Here is a 17037-nt window from a genome sequence, read left to right as displayed (position 1 = left end):
ATGCCCATGCTAGATATTAAAAATTTAACCTTAGAAATGGTGGATGGTGACACCACCATTAAGGCTCTCGACAAGGTAAATTTAACCGTTAATACTGGTGAAATTAGAGCTCTGGTGGGTGAGTCTGGCTCGGGGAAAAGCTTAATAGTGTCTGCCATTTGTGGTGCCCTGCCCTCGCAGTGGAGAATGACCGCAGATCGCATGAGCTGGAACGGTGAAAACCTATTAAGTATGTCTAAATATCAGCGCAGAGAAGTGATGCGCCGAGATATTGCTGTTGTATTTCAAAATCCTCAAACTAGTTTAGACCCCTCTGCCACTTTAGGTGAACAGCTTGAAGAAAGTATTCCCGATGAATTTGTGGAAGGCTACTGGTTTTGGCAACGTGTGCAACATAGAAAACGCATAGCCATAAGCACAGTACACAAGGTGGGCATAAAGCAGCACAAGCATTATTTAAATGCCTATCCACACCAAATTCCCAGTGATATTGGGCAAAAATTTATGATCGCCATGGCCTTGGTATCTCAGCCGAAACTGTTAATTGCTGATGATCCCACCCGTGGGATGGAGCCAACCACTAAAACGCAAATTCTTAAGTTATTTACTCGTTTAAACCAAACCCGTTCATTAAGTATTTTGTTTGTGAGTCATGATTTGCTGGCTATTGCCAGTATGTCACATTCGATGACGGTGCTTTACGCTGGGCAAACGGTAGAGTCGGGTAAAATGAAGCATATAAAGAAACGCCCGCTTCACCCTTACACCAAGGCGTTGTTAGACAGTGCGCCGAGCTTCAGGAAAGATTTACCCCCTAAGTCACAACTTCCTACGCTGGGTGGGTCTATTCCTACATTGCAGCATTTACCTATTGGGTGCCGGTTAGGCCCACGCTGCCCCCGAGCACAGCGTGCTTGTGTTTCTAGACCTGCAGTAAGATATATTCACGACCATACCTATAACTGCCACTTTCCGCTGCATATGGAGAAGTTATGACAGATATTATGCAGGTAGATGGATTAACGTTTAGGCATAACGATAAGAAACGTTGGCTAAAAAAGCCTGAGATATTTGAATTAGGGCCTATCGATCTGACTGTACAGCGTGGCGAAACTATCGCGATTATTGGTGAAAACCGCGCAGGTAAGTCACTGTTAGCCAAATTACTGGTAGGGGCTATCCCTGCTGATGAAGGGGTTATTGAACTTAATAGTCACAAATATTTGGCGAAATACAACCAACACAACAATCAACAAAAACGCACCCACGACATTCGTATGATATTGCAGCACAGTAGTGAGTCGATGAATCCTTCTGTGCCCGTGGGGAAAGTGCTCGACGAACCTCTTCGTTTAAACACAGAGTTAACGGAAGTGGAACGTAAATCCCTTATTGAAGAAATGCTGACAAAAGTGGGCTTGCTACGAGAACATTATTATTTTTATCGTCATATGCTGTCTGACGGCCAACAACAGCGTGTATCCCTCGCGCGCGCCATTATATTAAAGCCGAAAGTCCTTATAGCCGACGAACCGTTTGCGGCCCTAGATCCGTCTATACGCTCGCAAACGGTAAACCTTATTTTGAAGCTACAACAAGAAATGGGGTTGGCATTTATTTTTATTAGCCATAATTTGGGAATAGTTCGACATATCGCCGATCGGGTCATTGTGATGGAAAATGGCAATATTGTAGAAGAAGGGAAAACAGAAACGATTTTTCGTTGGCCCCAACATGCCATTACTAAAAAACTCATTGTGGCTTATCAGTCGTTAATTACGAACAATACCATTAGTTAGCGTTAGATGAGGTTGCTTTGAAGGTGCTTGAATTATTTCTATAACGCCCCTTACACTGCGCTTTAAATAAAAAATGCGGCCTAGGCCGCATTTTGCTATCCATAAGAGCGAGTTTATTTAACCTCACCCTGTTGCCAATTATAGTAAGAAGGCTTTCCCATTAACCTACTAGCGCCAGCAAGATACCCGCAGCAACAGCTGAACCAAGTACCCCGGCCACATTGGGCCCCATGGCATGCATCAATAAGAAATTATGAGGGTTTGCTTCAAGTCCAACTTTATTCACAACCCTAGCTGCCATCGGTACCGCCGATACGCCAGCGGCACCAATGAGTGGATTAATTTTACCGCCACTCATTCGGCTCATAAGCTTAGCCATTAACACGCCTGTTGCCGTACCAATAGCAAACGCTACAGCACCTAAACCAAGAATACCCAAGGTTTCAACGGTTAAAAATTTCTCTGCAGAAAGCTTTGAACCTACCGCTAACCCTAAGAAGATAGTGACAATATTAATTAGCTCATTTTGCGCTGTTTTGCTTAGCCTATCTACTACACCACACTCTTTCAGTAAATTACCAAAGCAAAACATACCCACTAGAGGCGTTGCTGAAGGCAAAAACAAAATTGTGAGGAACAGTGTAGCCAGTGGGAAGATAATCTTCTCACGTTGCGATACAGGGCGTAATTGCGCCATTTCTATGGTGCGTTCTTCCTTGCTGGTTAAGGCTTTCATAATCGGTGGCTGAATAATAGGTACCAGCGCCATATATGAATAAGCTGCGACCGCAATAGCCCCTAATAAATCGGGCGCTAATCGAGAGGCCAAAAAGATAGCCGTTGGACCATCGGCACCGCCAATGATAGCAATCGCACTGGCATCTTTGAGGGTAAACTCAAAGCCAGGGATCATGTTGAGTGCAATAGCACCGAACAAGGTTGCAAAGATACCAAATTGCGCAGCAGCCCCTAACAGCAACATTCTAGGGTTTGCAATTAACGCACTAAAGTCCGTCATCGCGCCCACGCCCATAAAGATAAGCAGCGGGAAAACCCCAGTATCTATACCGATAGCATAAATGTAATGAAGCAGTCCTCCCGCCTCTGAAAATCCTGCCAATGGGATATTGGTTAACAAGGCACCAAACCCAATAGGGATTAACAACAGCGGTTCAAACTTTTTCACAATAGCTAAGAACAGCAATAGAAAACCTACTGCCATCATTATCAACTGGCCTGACTCAAAATGCGCCAGTGCAGTGCTGTCCCACAGCACCATCAACTTATCCATGAATTACCCCAACGCAATAAGTGGTTGGGCACTGGCTACGGCATCGCCTTCACCTACAAGTACTTCACTAACGGTACCGGAAACCGCAGAGCGAATTTCAGTTTCCATTTTCATGGCTTCCAAAATAATAACCACATCACCTTCGTTCACTACATCGCCAGCTCGCACAAGTATTTTAAACACATTGCCAGCCAACGGCGCGTTAATGCTTTGGGCACTTTCACTACTACCAGCAGATGCCGGCTGAGGTGCAGCTGTAGATGGCTGACTTGGCGTTATGCTAGATAATTCACCCGATGCAGCTACTTCAACATGGTATACCTTACCTTCAACTTTTACATCGTAAGCCGCCGGTGCCCCCGTCGCTGAAGCAGGCGCCGCCGCTGGCGCACTTGTTGCCACATCGGCCTCTGAGCCAGGTGCAGGTTCAAATGCGTCAGGATTGCCACGATTCTCTAAGAACTTCAGCCCTATTTGTGGGAACAAGGCATAGGTAAGCACATCGTCAATCTTAGCATCTGACAGCGTAATGCTTTTCTCAGATGCTAACTTAGTAAGCTCGGTTTCAAGGCTCTCTAGTTCAGGCGCAATATTATCTGCCGGGCGACAGGTAATGGGCTGACCACCATCTAACACACGCTCTTGTAACTCTTTGTTCACTGGCGCAGCCGTAGCGCCATATTCGCCCTTAAGGACACCAGCCGTTTCTTTGGTGATGCTCTTATAACGTTCACCGGTAAGTACGTTCAATACAGACTGCGTACCTACAATTTGCGACGTTGGGGTGACCAACGGAATAAAACCTAAATCTTCGCGTACGCGAGGAATTTCTTTTAGCACTTCTTCAAACTTATCTTCAGCGCCTTGCTCTTTTAATTGGCATTCCATGTTGGTTAACATGCCGCCAGGTACTTGAGCTAGCAAGATACGGGCATCAACCCCTTTCAAGCTACCTTCAAATTTACTGTATTTTTTGCGCACGCCACGGAAGTAGCTGGCGATTTCTTCAAGATCGGGTAATGACATGCCCGTATCTCGTTCTGTACCCTCTACAATAGACACCATAGTTTCAGTCGCGGTATGACCGTAAGTCATACTCATTGAAGAAATGGCCGTGTCGAGCATGTCGATGCCAGCATCAATGGCTTTTTGGTAAGTGGCCGTGCTCAACCCTGTGGTGGCATGGCACTGCATAGCAATAGGCACACTGACGGTTTCTTTCAACCCTGTAATTAAGACTTCACAATCGTAAGGCTTTAACAGCCCCGCCATATCTTTTACGCAAATAGAATGAACACCCATATCTTCAAGTTGCTTAGCCATATCTAGCCAAAGCTGAAGGTTGTGCACTGGGCTCACGGTGTAGGAGATTGTGCCTTGCGCATGAGCACCGCTGTCGACGGTGGCTTTAATCGCAGTTTTCAGATTACGCATGTCGTTCATAGCGTCGAAGATACGAAATACATCAACGCCATTTTCATGTGCTCGCTCGACAAAGCGCGTCACTACATCATCAGCATAATGGCGATAGCCTAATAAGTTTTGACCACGCAACAACATTTGTTGCTTCGTGTTTGGCATTGCCGCTTTAAGCTTGCGAATGCGATCCCAAGGATCTTCCCCTAAATAGCGAATACAGGAATCAAATGTCGCCCCGCCCCAAGATTCAACAGACCAAAAACCTGCTTTATCCAGTTTTTCGGCAATAGGCAGCATATCTTCTATACGCATACGCGTAGCAAGTAGCGATTGATGGGCATCACGCAAGACTAGCTCGGTTAAGGCCAGTGGCTTAGACATGGTAACTCCTGAATGATTTGTTTAATTAATTTTTATTGGCTTGACGATGAGTATGAACAGCAGCGGTAATAGCAGCAACAACCTTACCATCGATACCAGCTTGAACCGCTTTTCTTCGAGGTGCAGCATACTGCGGTGCAGCTTCGCCAGGGAATGCTTCACAAAACTTTGCAATTAGGTGAATTCCGACGATTAGCAATGCTAAGAATGAAAAAACAAATACCATTCCTATAAGCATCAGTGAGCCGGCTTCAAACAGCAAACTGGTAACTGATTCTGTTTCCATGGTGAACTCTTCAAAAATTTCGTTGTGAATAAGTATCATGTGAAGTTGTAAAACACAACCCAAAAGCAAGTGAAATGCATATAAAATCACACTTTATGCTATTAAATACCAATAAACTAACTATTTATGCTAAGCCAATGGATATATTTTCACAAAACATACCTAATGAACTCCTGTGGTTTCCGTGAAATCCATATCAAGTTGTTTAGCGAAATTTTTAGCATGCATGGCAACGAGCTCTAATTGGAAGTCGTTCTCATCTTGAGGAGTATAAGAAGGTACATGAACCGGACGACCTTCTTTATCAATCGCCATGAAGGAGATGAAGCAGCGATTGGCGACTGTCATCTTACTTTCTGTTGCTTCACCAGAACTAACAGAAACATAGATATGCATACTAGAGGTACCTGTGTGCACAATAGAGGCGGTTAACTTTACCAGTTGCCCCACTTTAATTGGTTTAATAAAACGAATACCGTTGGCTGATACAGTAACGCAATATTCCTTCGACCACTGCGCCGCACAGGCATAGGCCGCCTGATCTATCCACTTCATCACCACACCACCATGAACATTACCACCAAAGTTCACGTCGGTAGGTTCCGCTAAAAATTGAAATGTTATTGTTGCAAGTGACATTAGTACTACACCTTCATAGAGAAACTGCTGTTTTCAAATGTTAGTTCATAATTCGAACAGGAGTTAGTGCAAGGCAGCGATAGGAGACTAAAGTGTATAGTTAGGTTGAAGCGAATTGTGCAGATTTGTAAAAGAATAGAAAGTTAATCAGCAGAAATAAAAAAACCCACCAGATGGTGGGTTTTCTTATATGGCGCGTGTGGAAGGATTCGAACCTCCGACCGCCTGGTTCGTAGCCAGGTACTCTATCCAGCTGAGCTACACACGCGTAAACTTTTTTACTTTAAGGTGTTATCCTCAAAGGTGACGCATTTAAAAGAAGTGGCGCGTGTGGAAGGATTCGAACCTCCGACCGCCTGGTTCGTAGCCAGGTACTCTATCCAGCTGAGCTACACACGCGCAATAAAACTTTTGTTGACCGTCACACCATCAACGAACAATGGCGGAGAGGGAGGGATTCGAACCCTCGATACCAGTATTAGGTATGGTTCCTTAGCAGGGAACTGGTTTCAGCCACTCACCCACCTCTCCTTAAGTGGTGCCGCATTTTACGGATTCACTGGCCGGAGTCAAACCTTTTTTAGATAAAAATGTTTACTCGCTGTCATTTTGTACGATTCGTACAAAAAACCTGTGTTTTGGTTAGGTTATAATCAAATTCTAGCGGGTTAATTTTAGATTGCACGCACTAATGCGAAATGAACCTTTTTAGTAAATTTCGAAAAAAAACTACTTTTTTTGAAATTAATTTTAAAAAAGGCCCAGAAACAAAAAAGGCCAGCATAAGCTGACCGATTTTTGTGCAGAGATTGATTACTCAGCCGTTCCAGGTTGTCCACCCTTCTCAGCTTGAATTCTCATGTAAATCTCTTCACGGTGCACAGAAACTTCTTTTGGTGCATTCACACCAATTCGGACCTGATTCCCTTTAACACCTAGTACAGTGACAGTTACATCATCACCAACCATAAGTGTTTCACCAACTCGACGAGTCAAAATAAGCATTCGCTTGCTCCTGTTCCTTAATACTGAACATATCCTTAATTACTCCGCCACTCATCGGCACGACCCGACGGTAGCAACAGTGATTCCATGTTTCTGTGTCACTTCAAAAACTCACTGCAAGTTTCAGATTTGATTATAGCTTATCTTCTAACCAAGCGTTAACTGATTCTAACGCAGTGCTTAGATGCTCTGGCTTATCGCCACCCGCTTGAGCCATATCAGGGCGACCTCCCCCTTTTCCGCCAACCTGTGCGGCAATAAAGTTAACCAGCTCGCCTGCTTTCACTTTACCGGTAAGGTTTTTCGTCACCCCAGTGATAAGATTGACCTTATCTTCACTTGCCACACCTAATACTACGATGCCTTCGCCAATTCGGTTTTTAATATCATCCATCATTGAACGCAGTGATTTTGCTTCAACACCTTCCAACTTAGCAATAAGTACTTTTACACCATTTATTTCAATAGCGTTACTAAGCATATCAGCACCTTGCTGACTCGCCAGTTTTTGTGTCGCAGAAGTGAGAGATTTCTCTAATTCTTTAGTATGAGCCTGCACCGCAGCAACACGTTCAACCAGGTTTTGCGTATCGGCTTTTAACAAACCAGACAGCGCTATCAGCGTTGCTTGCTGGTCTTGAACATAGTGTAGCGCTTGCTCACCGGTAATTGCTTCTATACGGCGTACACCTGATGCTATACCCGCTTCGCTGGTGATTTTGAATAAACCAATATCGCCAGTACGGTTAACATGCGTTCCACCACATAGTTCTACAGAGAAAGGCCCCATAGTGACTACACGTACTTTCTCGTCGTACTTTTCACCGAATAATGCCATTGCGCCTGATGCTTTGGCTTCATCTAAATCCATTAGTTGGGTTTTCAACGCATGGTTTGCACGAATTTCTTCGTTAACTCTGCGCTCAACCTGAATAAGCTGAGCGGGTGTTACCGCTTCAAAGTGAGAGAAGTCGAAACGCATACGCTGCGCTTCTACTAATGAACCTTTTTGCGTGACATGGTCACCTAACGTCTCGCGAAGTGCTGCGTGAAGTAAGTGTGTAGCACTGTGATTCTTCTTCACAGCATCACGGTTTGAATTATCAATCGCAGAAGTAACTCGCTCACCTTTTGTAATGGTGCCCTTCACTTTCCCTTTATGCGCAAAAGCATTACCCATTTTTTGGGTATCGGTAACAACAAACTCGCCATTTGCTACCCGAAGCACACCCTTATCACCAGACTGTCCACCACTTTCAGCGTAGAAAGGCGTTTGGTCTAATACTACGACCCCTTCCTGACCGTCTTCTAAACGCTCACAAAACGCATTATCGGCAATAAGCTCTACAATATTTGCTTCGCCTTCAACATCACTGTAACCCGTGAATGATGTCGCATGGTCTACAGTAAGCGTATTGTTATAATCGGCACCAAAGTTACTGGCTTGTTGCGCACGGGCGCGCTGCGCCTGCATTGCACTTTCAAAACCATCCACATCAATTTTTAAATCGTGCTCACGGGCAACATCGTTAGTTAAATCTGTGGGGAAACCGTAAGTATCATAAAGCTTAAACACCACGTCACCTGGAATAGTGTCACCTTCAAGGGTTTCTAGCGTATCGTTTAGCATTGCCATACCACGGGCTAAGGTTTTACTAAACTGCTCTTCCTCTACTCGTAATACTTTTTCAACTACCGGTAATTGGTCTACAAGCTCTGGGTAAGCTTCACCCATTTCTTTGCTTAGTGCCGATGCTAGTTTGTAGAAGAAAATATCGCTGGCACCTAACTGGTAACCATGACGTACTGCACGGCGAATGATGCGGCGAAGCACATAGCCTCGGCCTTCATTAGAAGGCATTACGCCATCACAAATTAGGAAGCTACAAGAACGGATGTGATCAGCGATAACCCGTAAAGATTTATTCTCTAAATCTTCGCTGCCAACAATTGTAGCCGCAGCTTGAATTAGGTTTTGGAATAAGTCGATTTCGTAGTTGCTATGCACGTTTTGCAAAATAGCTGAAATACGCTCAAGCCCCATACCGGTATCGATAGACGGCTTAGGCAATGGTTCCATCGTGCCATCAGCTTGCTTGTTGTATTGCATGAATACCAGGTTCCAGATTTCGATGAAACGATCGCCATCTTCTTCTGGTGTTCCTGGAGGCCCGCCCCAAATATGCGCCCCATGGTCGTAAAATATTTCTGAACACGGACCGCATGGTCCCGTGTCACCCATAGACCAGAAGTTATCTGATGTACTGATACGGATTATCTTTTCTTTGGGAACACCAATGTGGTTTTCCCAAATATCAAAGGCCTCTTCGTCTTCTGAATAAACGGTAACCAGAAGCTTTTCTTTGGGAAGGCCGATTTCTTTTGTTAAGAAATTCCATGCAAACTCAATGGCTTCTTTTTTGAAATAATCACCAAAACTGAAGTTACCTAGCATTTCAAAGAAAGTATGGTGACGGGCGGTATAACCAACGTTTTCTAAATCATTATGCTTACCACCAGCACGAACACAGCGCTGAGAAGAAACCGCACGGGTATAACTGCGTTTTTCCGCACCTAAAAACGTATCTTTAAACTGGTTCATTCCCGCATTAGTAAAAAGAAGGGTTGGATCATCTGCTGGCACGAGAGACGAGCTAGCCACGGGCTGGTGACCATGACTCTTGAAATAATCTTTAAACTTTTGGCGTAAGTCAGCAGTTGATAATGTCATTGAAAACCTAACTTCCTTAATACATTGAATGAAAATGTGCGGGATTGATGCCACTGGCAGATTAATCGTTCTATCAATTGCCTAGTTTAAGGTGCATTTCATACCCTCGCACGGATGTGCGCAACAATACCATGGTTAGCGCTTTTTTGTTAAGCCCATAGCCTGCTCTAGCAGTATAAATAAGCCCTTTTATACCCGTTATAAAGGGCATAAATGAATTTTATGCGATTTTTATTCACCCTTGACGGCAAATTCGATGTGTTCGCTATAAAAACCTCGATATTGGAGAAACTGCTTTTGCTTCATCAGTAGCTTAAAATCGGTTTCTTTGAAGTGGCCAAATTTTTTATCTTTAACCCATTTTGCTTTTTCAAACCAGTCAGGTTCTATTTCATCAAGGGCGCGTTCAGCGGCAAGTTCATCTACCCCGTATTGCTGCAAATCGAGTTTAATTTTTCTTGGCCCAGAGCCCTTCATATACAGAGCGCGGGCACGACTTTCGGCAAACCGCTCGTCACTTTGAATATCTGCCTCCCTAAAGGCTTCCAGTACAGGCATAAAAGCATCACTTTCGATGCCTTTTTGTGAAAGCTTGCGGCAAACCTCTGAAAAGCTATGCTCTCGTCGTGCAAGCATGCGGGTAATCGCGTCGGTAATGAATTTCCTGTCAAATTCTGACATTTTATTAATCGAAACCTTCTTAAAATACTTTTCAATCTCGTTATATTACTATTAATGGTAATCTTTAGCGTCGTTGAACGAAAGTGAATAAAGTAAACGTAAGCATGGAATATAAGGTAAAAGTTGTCAGTGCGGTGTCGGATGTTCCCCAAGCTACATGGGATGCGCTTGCCGAAGGCGAAGGCCCATTTTTACGTTACGACTTTTTAAATGCGCTAGAACAAAGCGCGTGCTGCGATGAAGCGTCAGGCTGGATACCGCAGCACCTTTTAATTGAGCAAGTGCCTATTAATGACCAAGCCTCGATTAACGAAGAGACACTCTCCGCGTCAGTTGAAAGCACGGTAATAGCCATTATACCCGGCTATTTAAAAACGCACAGTTACGGCGAATATGTATTCGACCATTCATGGGCAAATGCATATCATCAACATAGTATTCCTTATTACCCGAAATGGGTTGCCGCTATTCCTTTCACGCCGGTCTCTGGTTCGCGAATACTAACGCATGAAAAGGCGCCCTTTAGTGACGCGCTTTTAGCCCTTATTTCTCAAACCGTGCAGTCCATGGGCGAAGAAGCCGTCTCTTCCTGTCATTGGCTATTTACTAATAGCCGCACTCAAGCGTTACTCGCCAATCATTCAGGCTTGCTCACCCGCTACGCCGTTCAATTTCAATGGCACAATTATCAATATACCAATTTCGACAGTTTTTTGAATGCGCTAACATCACGCAAGCGCCGAGACATGAAAAAAACACAGCGAAAGCTTGTTGAACAAGGCATTCACTACCGCCATTTAACCGGCAGTGAAATAACCGATGAGGTCCTCGATTTTTTCTTGCAGTGTTATCAAGCAACGTATTTAAAGCGCAGCGGGCATACAGGCTACTTAAACGAGACGTTTTTTCGGCAGTTACGTAACACCATGGCCAAGAATATGCTTATTGTCACTGCATACAAACATGACTCTCCTATAGCCAGCGCTTTGTTCTTTTTTGATGATACTGGCTTATATGGCAGGTATTGGGGCGCGTTAGAGGAAGTCAGCGGCTTACATTTTGCGTGCTGTTATTTTGAAGGTATTGCTTTTGCCATTGAAAAAAAACTTCCACTTTTTAACCCCGGCACTCAAGGCGAGCATAAAATCCTTCGCGGGTTTGAACCTATCTACTGCCAATCGCAACATGAACTATTTTCGGCCCCCTTTCATGATGCTGTAGCATCATTTTTACAACAAGAATCAGAACATATTGTGGCTTATTTCAATCAGGCCCAAGATGTTTTACCTTTTAATAACGATATAACACCTACCCTTAAAACGACAAACACCCCTAATCCTTTATTAGCGGTGAATAATCATAATGAGAAAACGATATGAAACAAAAACTACTCGCGCTAGCCATAGCAGCATCGCTGGGTTTAGCAGGCTGTGGTCAGCCAGAACAAAATAAACAACAAGCAGCTGACAAGATGGCGATGGAAGAAGAAATGGGTCAGGCTGAACTCGGTTCATTTGGCGTAGATTTATCTGCCCGAAACGAAGCGGTTAAACCTGGCGATGATTTCTTCATGTACGCTGGCGGTACCTGGTACGACAATTACGAGCTTCCTGCAGATAAAACCCGATTTGGTGCTTTTACTGCCCTGGCCGAGCGCAGTGAAGAGCAGGTTAAAAATATTATTGACGGGTTAATGGAAAAAGAAAACTTGAACGCTGATGAGCAGCTTGTTCATGATTTCTTCGTCGCCTATATGGATGTAGAAACCCTTAATGAAAAAGGCCTTACACCTATTTCTGATGTGTTGTCCTCTATTGATGCTATTGCTTCAACTAAAGATTTGACCGAAGTATTTGGTAAAAGCTGGCTCACCGGTGCTAGCTCTCCTATTGATACTGGCATGTGGTACAACCGTTTAGATCCTAATGAGTACCAGCTTAGCGTTGGTGTTGGTGGCCTTAGCTTACCCGATCGCGATTACTACATTAGCGATCACGAAAGGTTCGTAAAAATTCGTGAAGCTTACCTTGCGCACATTGAACAGATGTTAAACTTTGCAGGCGTTGAAAATACCGCAGAGGAAGCAGCCACTATTCTTCAACTTGAAACCGAAATAGCAAACATCCAGTGGCCGCGTGAAAAACGCCGCGACCGCGACCTTACATTGAATCAAATTGAACGCAGTAAACTTACCGATGCTTATCCTCAATTTGATTGGGACACTTTTCTAGCACAAACCGGCTTTCAAGCCCCTGAACTTAATATCACCCAACCTGAGCCTATCAAAGATGTCATTGATATTATCAATGAGACCAGCCTTGATGACTGGAAGGCTTACCTGACTTACCACACCATTAAAAACAACGCAGGCTTACTATCGGAAGATATTTATTTAGCCAACTTTGATTTCTATGGCACTACGTTAAGTGGTCAGCAAGAGCCTCGCCCTCGCTGGAAACGAGCTGTCAGCCAAATGGCTGGTACTGAATCTTTAGGGTTTGCCATTGGTAAGATATACGTTACTGAGTATTTCCCTGAAAGTTCGAAAGCACAAATGGCAGAGCTGGTTGAAAATTTACGCACTGCACTAAATGAGCGTATCGATAACCTTGATTGGATGGGTGAAGATACCAAGGTTAACGCGAAAGAAAAGCTTATGGCGTTTCGCCCTAAAATTGGCTACCCCGACAAATGGCAATCTTTCGACGGCCTAACCATTAACAGCGATGACTTGGTAGGAAACGTGCGCAACCTTAGAGAATTTTTCAAAGCTGAAGGCATTGCGAAAGAGCTAGAAAAAACCGACCGTGAGCGTTGGGGCATGACCCCGCAACGGGTTAACGCGTATTACAATAGTTCGTTTAACGAAATTGTTTTCCCTGCCGCTATTCTTCAGCCGCCGTTTTTCGATCCTAACGCTGATGCCGCAGTGAACTATGGCGCAATTGGTGCGGTTATTGGCCATGAAATGGGCCATGGTTTTGACGATCAGGGCTCTAAGTCTGATGCTAATGGTATTCAGCGTAACTGGTGGACTGACGAAGACCGCGCGGCATTTGAGAAAAAAGCCGACATGTTAGCCGAGCAATACAACCAATATGAGCCGATTGAAGGTAACTTCGTTAATGGCCGTAATAGCTTAGGAGAAAATATTGGTGATGTAGGTGGTTTATCGATGGCTTATCATGCTTACAAACTAAGCTTAAATGGTGAGGAAGCGCCGGTTATTGATGGCCTAACTGGCGATCAGCGTTTCTTCCTTGCATGGGCACAAGTGTGGCGTGAAAAGCGTACCGAGGAAAGCATGTTAAACCAGCTACGTGGTGGAACGCATGCTCCGGGTCGTTACCGTGCACAAGCCCCACGCAACCACGACGCCTGGTATGAAGCTTTTAACGTGCAACCTGGCGATGACTTGTATCTTCCGCCAGAAGAGCGTGTTCGTATTTGGTAACGTAAATTGATACCCATGCGGACGTTTGGTCCGTGTGGGCTTCGTTGATGACAGTAATTTTTAATTGCAGCTTTTATGACTAAAGGCTTTTAACGTCACCTTCGCTTTTAACGTCACCTTCCCGGCGACTTACATACCGATTTTACTGGTAATAAGACACCGGTTTATTGATATTGAGATAGCACCAATCGTACATAACGCTTAACTGCATTGCTTGCCTTAGTCACATTTTCCTTAGTATTTTGCTCTTCACCTTCAAGGGCATTACGTAACCAAAAACCATCAATCATGGCTGCGGTAGACAATGCTGCCTCTTTCGCATGCTCCCTAGGAATAAGCTTTGTAAAACTATAAGTTAGGTTGCTTTCTAATCGTTTGTGGTTAATGCGCTGAAGTCTATGTAAGCCCTCATTATGTAACGACAAAGCCCAAAAGTTTAGCCATGTATTCGTTGCCGATGACTCTTGCTGCTCAACCGAAAAGTTGCTTTCTATAATGGTGTCAATACGCTCTAAATGACTACTAAAACTCCCTTGGAGTTTAAGCTTTTCAAGCAGGTATCGCATAGCGGCTTCAATTAACCCCTGCTTACCACCGAAGTAATGGCTAATAATACCGCTTGAAAGACCCGCTTGTTTGCTAATTAAACTAATTGTGGCGCTGTGAAACCCGTACTCAGCTATGACCACCAAGGTGGCATCAATTAGCTGTTTCTTTCGAATGGGCTCCATTCCTACTTTAGGCATGTAACTACTCCATACCGTATGAACCGCTGTAACGCACTCGAAATGTGCGTTACAGCAGCTCGTCTTACAGTGACTTAAAACGTTAAACGCGCATTAATGGCAACCGCGCGTGGCGCACCTATCCAAAATGCATTAGGGGCAATGGTAGACGCATAATCTTCATCTAGCACGTTGTTTACGGTTAAGCGAACTTCAAGTTCTTCCATTCCTTGACCTATATTGCTAATGTAACCACCAAGATAAAGGTCGCTAACTAAATAGTCATCTACTTCAGCCGTATTGTAAATATCGATGAAACGAGAGTCGACATACTTTGTCGATATACCTGCGAAATAATTGTTTTTACTCCAGTCTAGGCTAATAACTGCCATGGTATCTGGCGTACCAATAACCGTATTTCCTTTTACGGCTACCAGTGAAGTCTCAGCGTTAGTAGTATCGGCAATAGCGGCTTGTGCGCTAGCCAGTGAGTCATACTGCGTACCCGTGCCACCAATGGTTTCAATGTATTCCGACTCGCTTAATGTTAGTGACGTAAATACAGTAAGGTTATCGGTAATCGCAAAGTCTGCAGACATTTCAAAACCGCTAGACTCAATACCACCCACATTTCTATATCCACCTGCCGCGGCTTCTAAGAAGTCGATGCCGCTAGCAGTTTCATTGCTGGTGAATTGAATGCGGTTATTAAACTCAATGGTGTAATAAGTAATATTAGCATTGAATTTAGCACTTGAATAACGAAGACCCACATCAATGTTCTCTGCGGTTTCTGGTTCAATGAAGCGTAAATCCGTGTCGTCGCGTTCAAGTTGTGCATCTTTAATTGAAGCGAAGTTTTCACCGTAACCAGCGAAGAGTTCCAAGCCATCTACTGCGATAGGCGCAACAAAACCGGCAGAAAATAGCGTGTCAGAATCAGAATTAACATCTAGGTTGTTAGCGCTGTCGAAATTATCGTTTTTAGCAATATCAACGTTGAAACGCTTAGCGCCTAGACGTACTTTCGCTACCCCGAAATCAATTTCGTCTTCTACATAATACATTAGAGTATCAACTGGGAAGCTGCGGTCATACTGTACCCAGTAAGGCGAGTTATTAAAATCGTAACCAATCACTGAGTCGGTAATTTTATGCCAATCTCGGTATTCATCACGCTCATAATCTTCCCACCATAAACCAAAGCGAAGCGTGTTATCGAATTCACCTAACTTAGCGTACCAGATACCATCTGCATTAAAACCGATACGTTCTTTGTTGTAGTGGGTGTGTCGGTATGAGCCAACGGGAATTGCACCTTGTTCATGACAGCTTGGATCGTACTGTGCGCCCGCGCCACCATAAGGAAAAGTAATTGAGCTTGCGCAGCCAGCAATAGGAGAAAGCTGCATGCCATCGCGGTCGACAAAATAAATATTGCCAAGTGCGCTCCCACCGTAAACCGTATTCCCATTGACCAACTCTGAATGACCTTCAGTGCCGTCATCTTTTACGTCTACAAGGTAAGGCGGTACCCAATCACCACGCCCTTCGTTCTCATGATAATAGGCACTAGTAGAAATATCGACCGCGCCAACAGAGAATTCAGCTTTTAAGTAAGCCAATAGGTTTTCCCGTAGCGTAGACCAGCCTCGACGATAAGATTGATCTTGGTAAGGAATTCCCGTCCACTCGCTGGTAAGCTGATCCCAGTCAGGGTTTTGCGCATATTGTTCCAGGCTATAGATACGCTGGTAGTTATCTTCATGGGTATCGTCATACGAGACGTAACCAGTTAACGCAACGTTTTCCACCATAGAGGTAACTTTCAGCGCTAGATGGTCACGGGTGTTTTCAGCTACCTGATCCATGAAATCACTGCTTTCTTGTGTAGAAAGACTAATCCAGGCATACGTATCTTTTAAGATCTCGCCAGTGTCATAACGCACATAGTATTTTGACGCATCAAATTCACCCGCCGTAACACTCGCAACAAAGCCTTCTTCCTCACTAGGATTGATAGTAGTGAAGTTTAGGGTGCCACCCAGCGCTTCGTGAGAGCGAGAAGCAATATCGGACGTACCTTGCGATACTTCGATGGTTTGTAAGTTTTCGGTATCGATATAGCGGTTTGCTTTAGCGCCACCGCCATAATTTGAATTTCCGTTGGCAATACCATCTACTGTCATGCCAATTTGTTGTTCGTTTAGGTTAACTTGAAAGCCACGAATAACAATAGAAGTGGACCAATCATCGGCCCCAAATGTGTCCCCTTCGTTAATTAACACACCCGGTAAGTTATCTACCACAGCAAGCACACTGCTTAAATTAGCTTGTTGTTTTTGCATATCTTCAGAGGCGGCGTTATTAGCGTATGACACGCTTCGGCCAACAACTGTAATTTCTTCTATTTCATTAGATTTATCTTCGGCTATAGCTTCGGCGTGGCTATTCGATGTGCCTGATAAACCGGCCAGCACACTAAGTGCAATAAGATGGTAACGCGTCATGTGTATTGTTCCCTTTTTAATCTACTTGAGTGTTTTTCACCCAAGTAGATTAAAAAGCGGATGTGACAGTTACGTTAAGTTAAATTGAACATTCAATTAATAAAAAGTGACAGGCG

13 protein-coding genes and 3 tRNA genes are annotated in these 17037 nt (G+C 44.2%); 4 read left to right on the top strand and 12 right to left on the bottom strand.

Features of this window, described 5'->3' with window-relative positions:
• Together FLAVO9R_RS05260 and FLAVO9R_RS05255 are read left to right on the top strand one after the other, a co-directional pair.
• Positions 1-996 carry a peptide ABC transporter ATP-binding protein gene (locus FLAVO9R_RS05260; protein WP_159529432.1) on the top strand — a complete coding sequence of 332 codons (996 nt, stop codon included), beginning with the start codon at positions 1-3 and terminating at the stop codon, positions 994-996.
• A complete protein-coding gene (locus tag FLAVO9R_RS05255; protein ID WP_159529430.1) occupies positions 993-1799 on the top strand; it encodes an ATP-binding cassette domain-containing protein in 807 nt (268 codons plus the stop codon). Before FLAVO9R_RS05260 ends, FLAVO9R_RS05255 begins: the two co-directional genes overlap by 4 nt.
• Before the next feature lie 160 nt (positions 1800-1959).
• Here FLAVO9R_RS05255 and FLAVO9R_RS05250 read toward each other — a convergent pair whose 3' ends face one another.
• The 10 genes from FLAVO9R_RS05250 to FLAVO9R_RS05205 all read right to left on the bottom strand — a co-directional run bounded on the left by FLAVO9R_RS05250 (position 1960) and on the right by FLAVO9R_RS05205 (position 10232).
• A complete protein-coding gene (locus FLAVO9R_RS05250) occupies positions 1960-3090 on the bottom strand; it encodes a sodium ion-translocating decarboxylase subunit beta (protein WP_013785060.1) in 1131 nt (376 codons plus the stop codon).
• Positions 3091-3093: 3 nt separating this feature from the next.
• Positions 3094-4890, bottom strand: coding sequence for a sodium-extruding oxaloacetate decarboxylase subunit alpha (oadA, locus tag FLAVO9R_RS05245; RefSeq protein ID WP_159529428.1), 1797 nt, complete (start codon positions 4888-4890; stop codon positions 3094-3096).
• 25 nt (positions 4891-4915) lie between these two features.
• Positions 4916-5176, bottom strand: a complete 261-nt coding sequence (locus tag FLAVO9R_RS05240; RefSeq protein WP_159529426.1) for an OadG family protein — start codon at positions 5174-5176, stop codon at positions 4916-4918.
• Positions 5177-5338: 162 nt separating this feature from the next.
• Positions 5339-5815, bottom strand: a complete 477-nt coding sequence (locus tag FLAVO9R_RS05235; protein ID WP_159529424.1) for an acyl-CoA thioesterase — start codon at positions 5813-5815, stop codon at positions 5339-5341.
• A 191-nt stretch (positions 5816-6006) separates the two neighbouring features.
• A tRNA-Arg gene (locus FLAVO9R_RS05230) sits at positions 6007-6083 on the bottom strand.
• Between the two features lie 54 nt (positions 6084-6137).
• A tRNA-Arg gene (locus tag FLAVO9R_RS05225) sits at positions 6138-6214 on the bottom strand.
• A gap of 41 nt (positions 6215-6255) precedes the next feature.
• Positions 6256-6346: transfer RNA gene (locus tag FLAVO9R_RS05220), tRNA-Ser, on the bottom strand.
• 282 nt (positions 6347-6628) lie between these two features.
• Positions 6629-6820, bottom strand: a complete 192-nt coding sequence (gene csrA, locus FLAVO9R_RS05215; RefSeq protein WP_013785064.1) for a carbon storage regulator CsrA — start codon at positions 6818-6820, stop codon at positions 6629-6631.
• A gap of 133 nt (positions 6821-6953) precedes the next feature.
• The gene (alaS, locus tag FLAVO9R_RS05210) at positions 6954-9551 is read right to left on the bottom strand and encodes an alanine--tRNA ligase (protein ID WP_159529422.1); all 2598 of its coding nucleotides are present in this window, start codon (positions 9549-9551) and stop codon (positions 6954-6956) included.
• A 231-nt stretch (positions 9552-9782) separates the two neighbouring features.
• Positions 9783-10232, bottom strand: coding sequence for a regulatory protein RecX (locus FLAVO9R_RS05205; RefSeq protein WP_159529420.1), 450 nt, complete (start codon positions 10230-10232; stop codon positions 9783-9785).
• 104 nt (positions 10233-10336) lie between these two features.
• Between FLAVO9R_RS05205 and FLAVO9R_RS05200 the strand changes: the two genes are divergently transcribed.
• Positions 10337-11611: a GNAT family N-acetyltransferase gene (locus FLAVO9R_RS05200; protein WP_159529418.1), complete on the top strand. Its 1275-nt coding sequence runs from the start codon at positions 10337-10339 to the stop codon at positions 11609-11611.
• Positions 11608-13686 carry a M13 family metallopeptidase gene (locus tag FLAVO9R_RS05195; protein ID WP_159529416.1) on the top strand — a complete coding sequence of 693 codons (2079 nt, stop codon included), beginning with the start codon at positions 11608-11610 and terminating at the stop codon, positions 13684-13686. Before FLAVO9R_RS05200 ends, FLAVO9R_RS05195 begins: the two co-directional genes overlap by 4 nt.
• 164 nt (positions 13687-13850) lie before the next feature.
• On the opposite strand, the gene betI is transcribed toward FLAVO9R_RS05195, so the two are convergent.
• Entirely contained in the window at positions 13851-14432 is a 582-nt protein-coding gene (gene betI, locus FLAVO9R_RS05190; RefSeq protein WP_232370582.1) for a transcriptional regulator BetI, read from the bottom strand.
• Positions 14433-14506: 74 nt separating this feature from the next.
• Entirely contained in the window at positions 14507-16921 is a 2415-nt protein-coding gene (locus FLAVO9R_RS05185) for a TonB-dependent receptor domain-containing protein (RefSeq protein ID WP_159529414.1), read from the bottom strand.
• Between the last annotated feature and the right edge of the window lie 116 nt (positions 16922-17037).

The sequence above is a fragment of the Alteromonas sp. 38 genome, assembly GCF_902506055.1.
In the GTDB taxonomy this organism is placed as follows: domain Bacteria; phylum Pseudomonadota; class Gammaproteobacteria; order Enterobacterales; family Alteromonadaceae; genus Alteromonas; species Alteromonas lipotrueae.
This window is presented reverse-complemented; position numbering and strand designations above follow the sequence as displayed.

Coding starts and splice junctions, on each gene's coding strand:
- FLAVO9R_RS05260 (WP_159529432.1), top strand. CDS start 1: ATGCCCATGCTAGATATTAAAAATTTAACCTTAGAAATGGTGGATGGT.
- FLAVO9R_RS05255 (WP_159529430.1), top strand. CDS start 993: ATGACAGATATTATGCAGGTAGATGGATTAACGTTTAGGCATAACGAT.
- FLAVO9R_RS05250 (WP_013785060.1), bottom strand. CDS start 3,090: ATGGATAAGTTGATGGTGCTGTGGGACAGCACTGCACTGGCGCATTTT.
- oadA (WP_159529428.1), bottom strand. CDS start 4,890: ATGTCTAAGCCACTGGCCTTAACCGAGCTAGTCTTGCGTGATGCCCAT.
- FLAVO9R_RS05240 (WP_159529426.1), bottom strand. CDS start 5,176: ATGGAAACAGAATCAGTTACCAGTTTGCTGTTTGAAGCCGGCTCACTG.
- FLAVO9R_RS05235 (WP_159529424.1), bottom strand. CDS start 5,815: ATGTCACTTGCAACAATAACATTTCAATTTTTAGCGGAACCTACCGAC.
- csrA (WP_013785064.1), bottom strand. CDS start 6,820: ATGCTTATTTTGACTCGTCGAGTTGGTGAAACACTTATGGTTGGTGAT.
- alaS (WP_159529422.1), bottom strand. CDS start 9,551: ATGACATTATCAACTGCTGACTTACGCCAAAAGTTTAAAGATTATTTC.
- FLAVO9R_RS05205 (WP_159529420.1), bottom strand. CDS start 10,232: ATGTCAGAATTTGACAGGAAATTCATTACCGACGCGATTACCCGCATG.
- FLAVO9R_RS05200 (WP_159529418.1), top strand. CDS start 10,337: ATGGAATATAAGGTAAAAGTTGTCAGTGCGGTGTCGGATGTTCCCCAA.
- FLAVO9R_RS05195 (WP_159529416.1), top strand. CDS start 11,608: ATGAAACAAAAACTACTCGCGCTAGCCATAGCAGCATCGCTGGGTTTA.
- betI (WP_232370582.1), bottom strand. CDS start 14,432: ATGCCTAAAGTAGGAATGGAGCCCATTCGAAAGAAACAGCTAATTGAT.
- FLAVO9R_RS05185 (WP_159529414.1), bottom strand. CDS start 16,921: ATGACGCGTTACCATCTTATTGCACTTAGTGTGCTGGCCGGTTTATCA.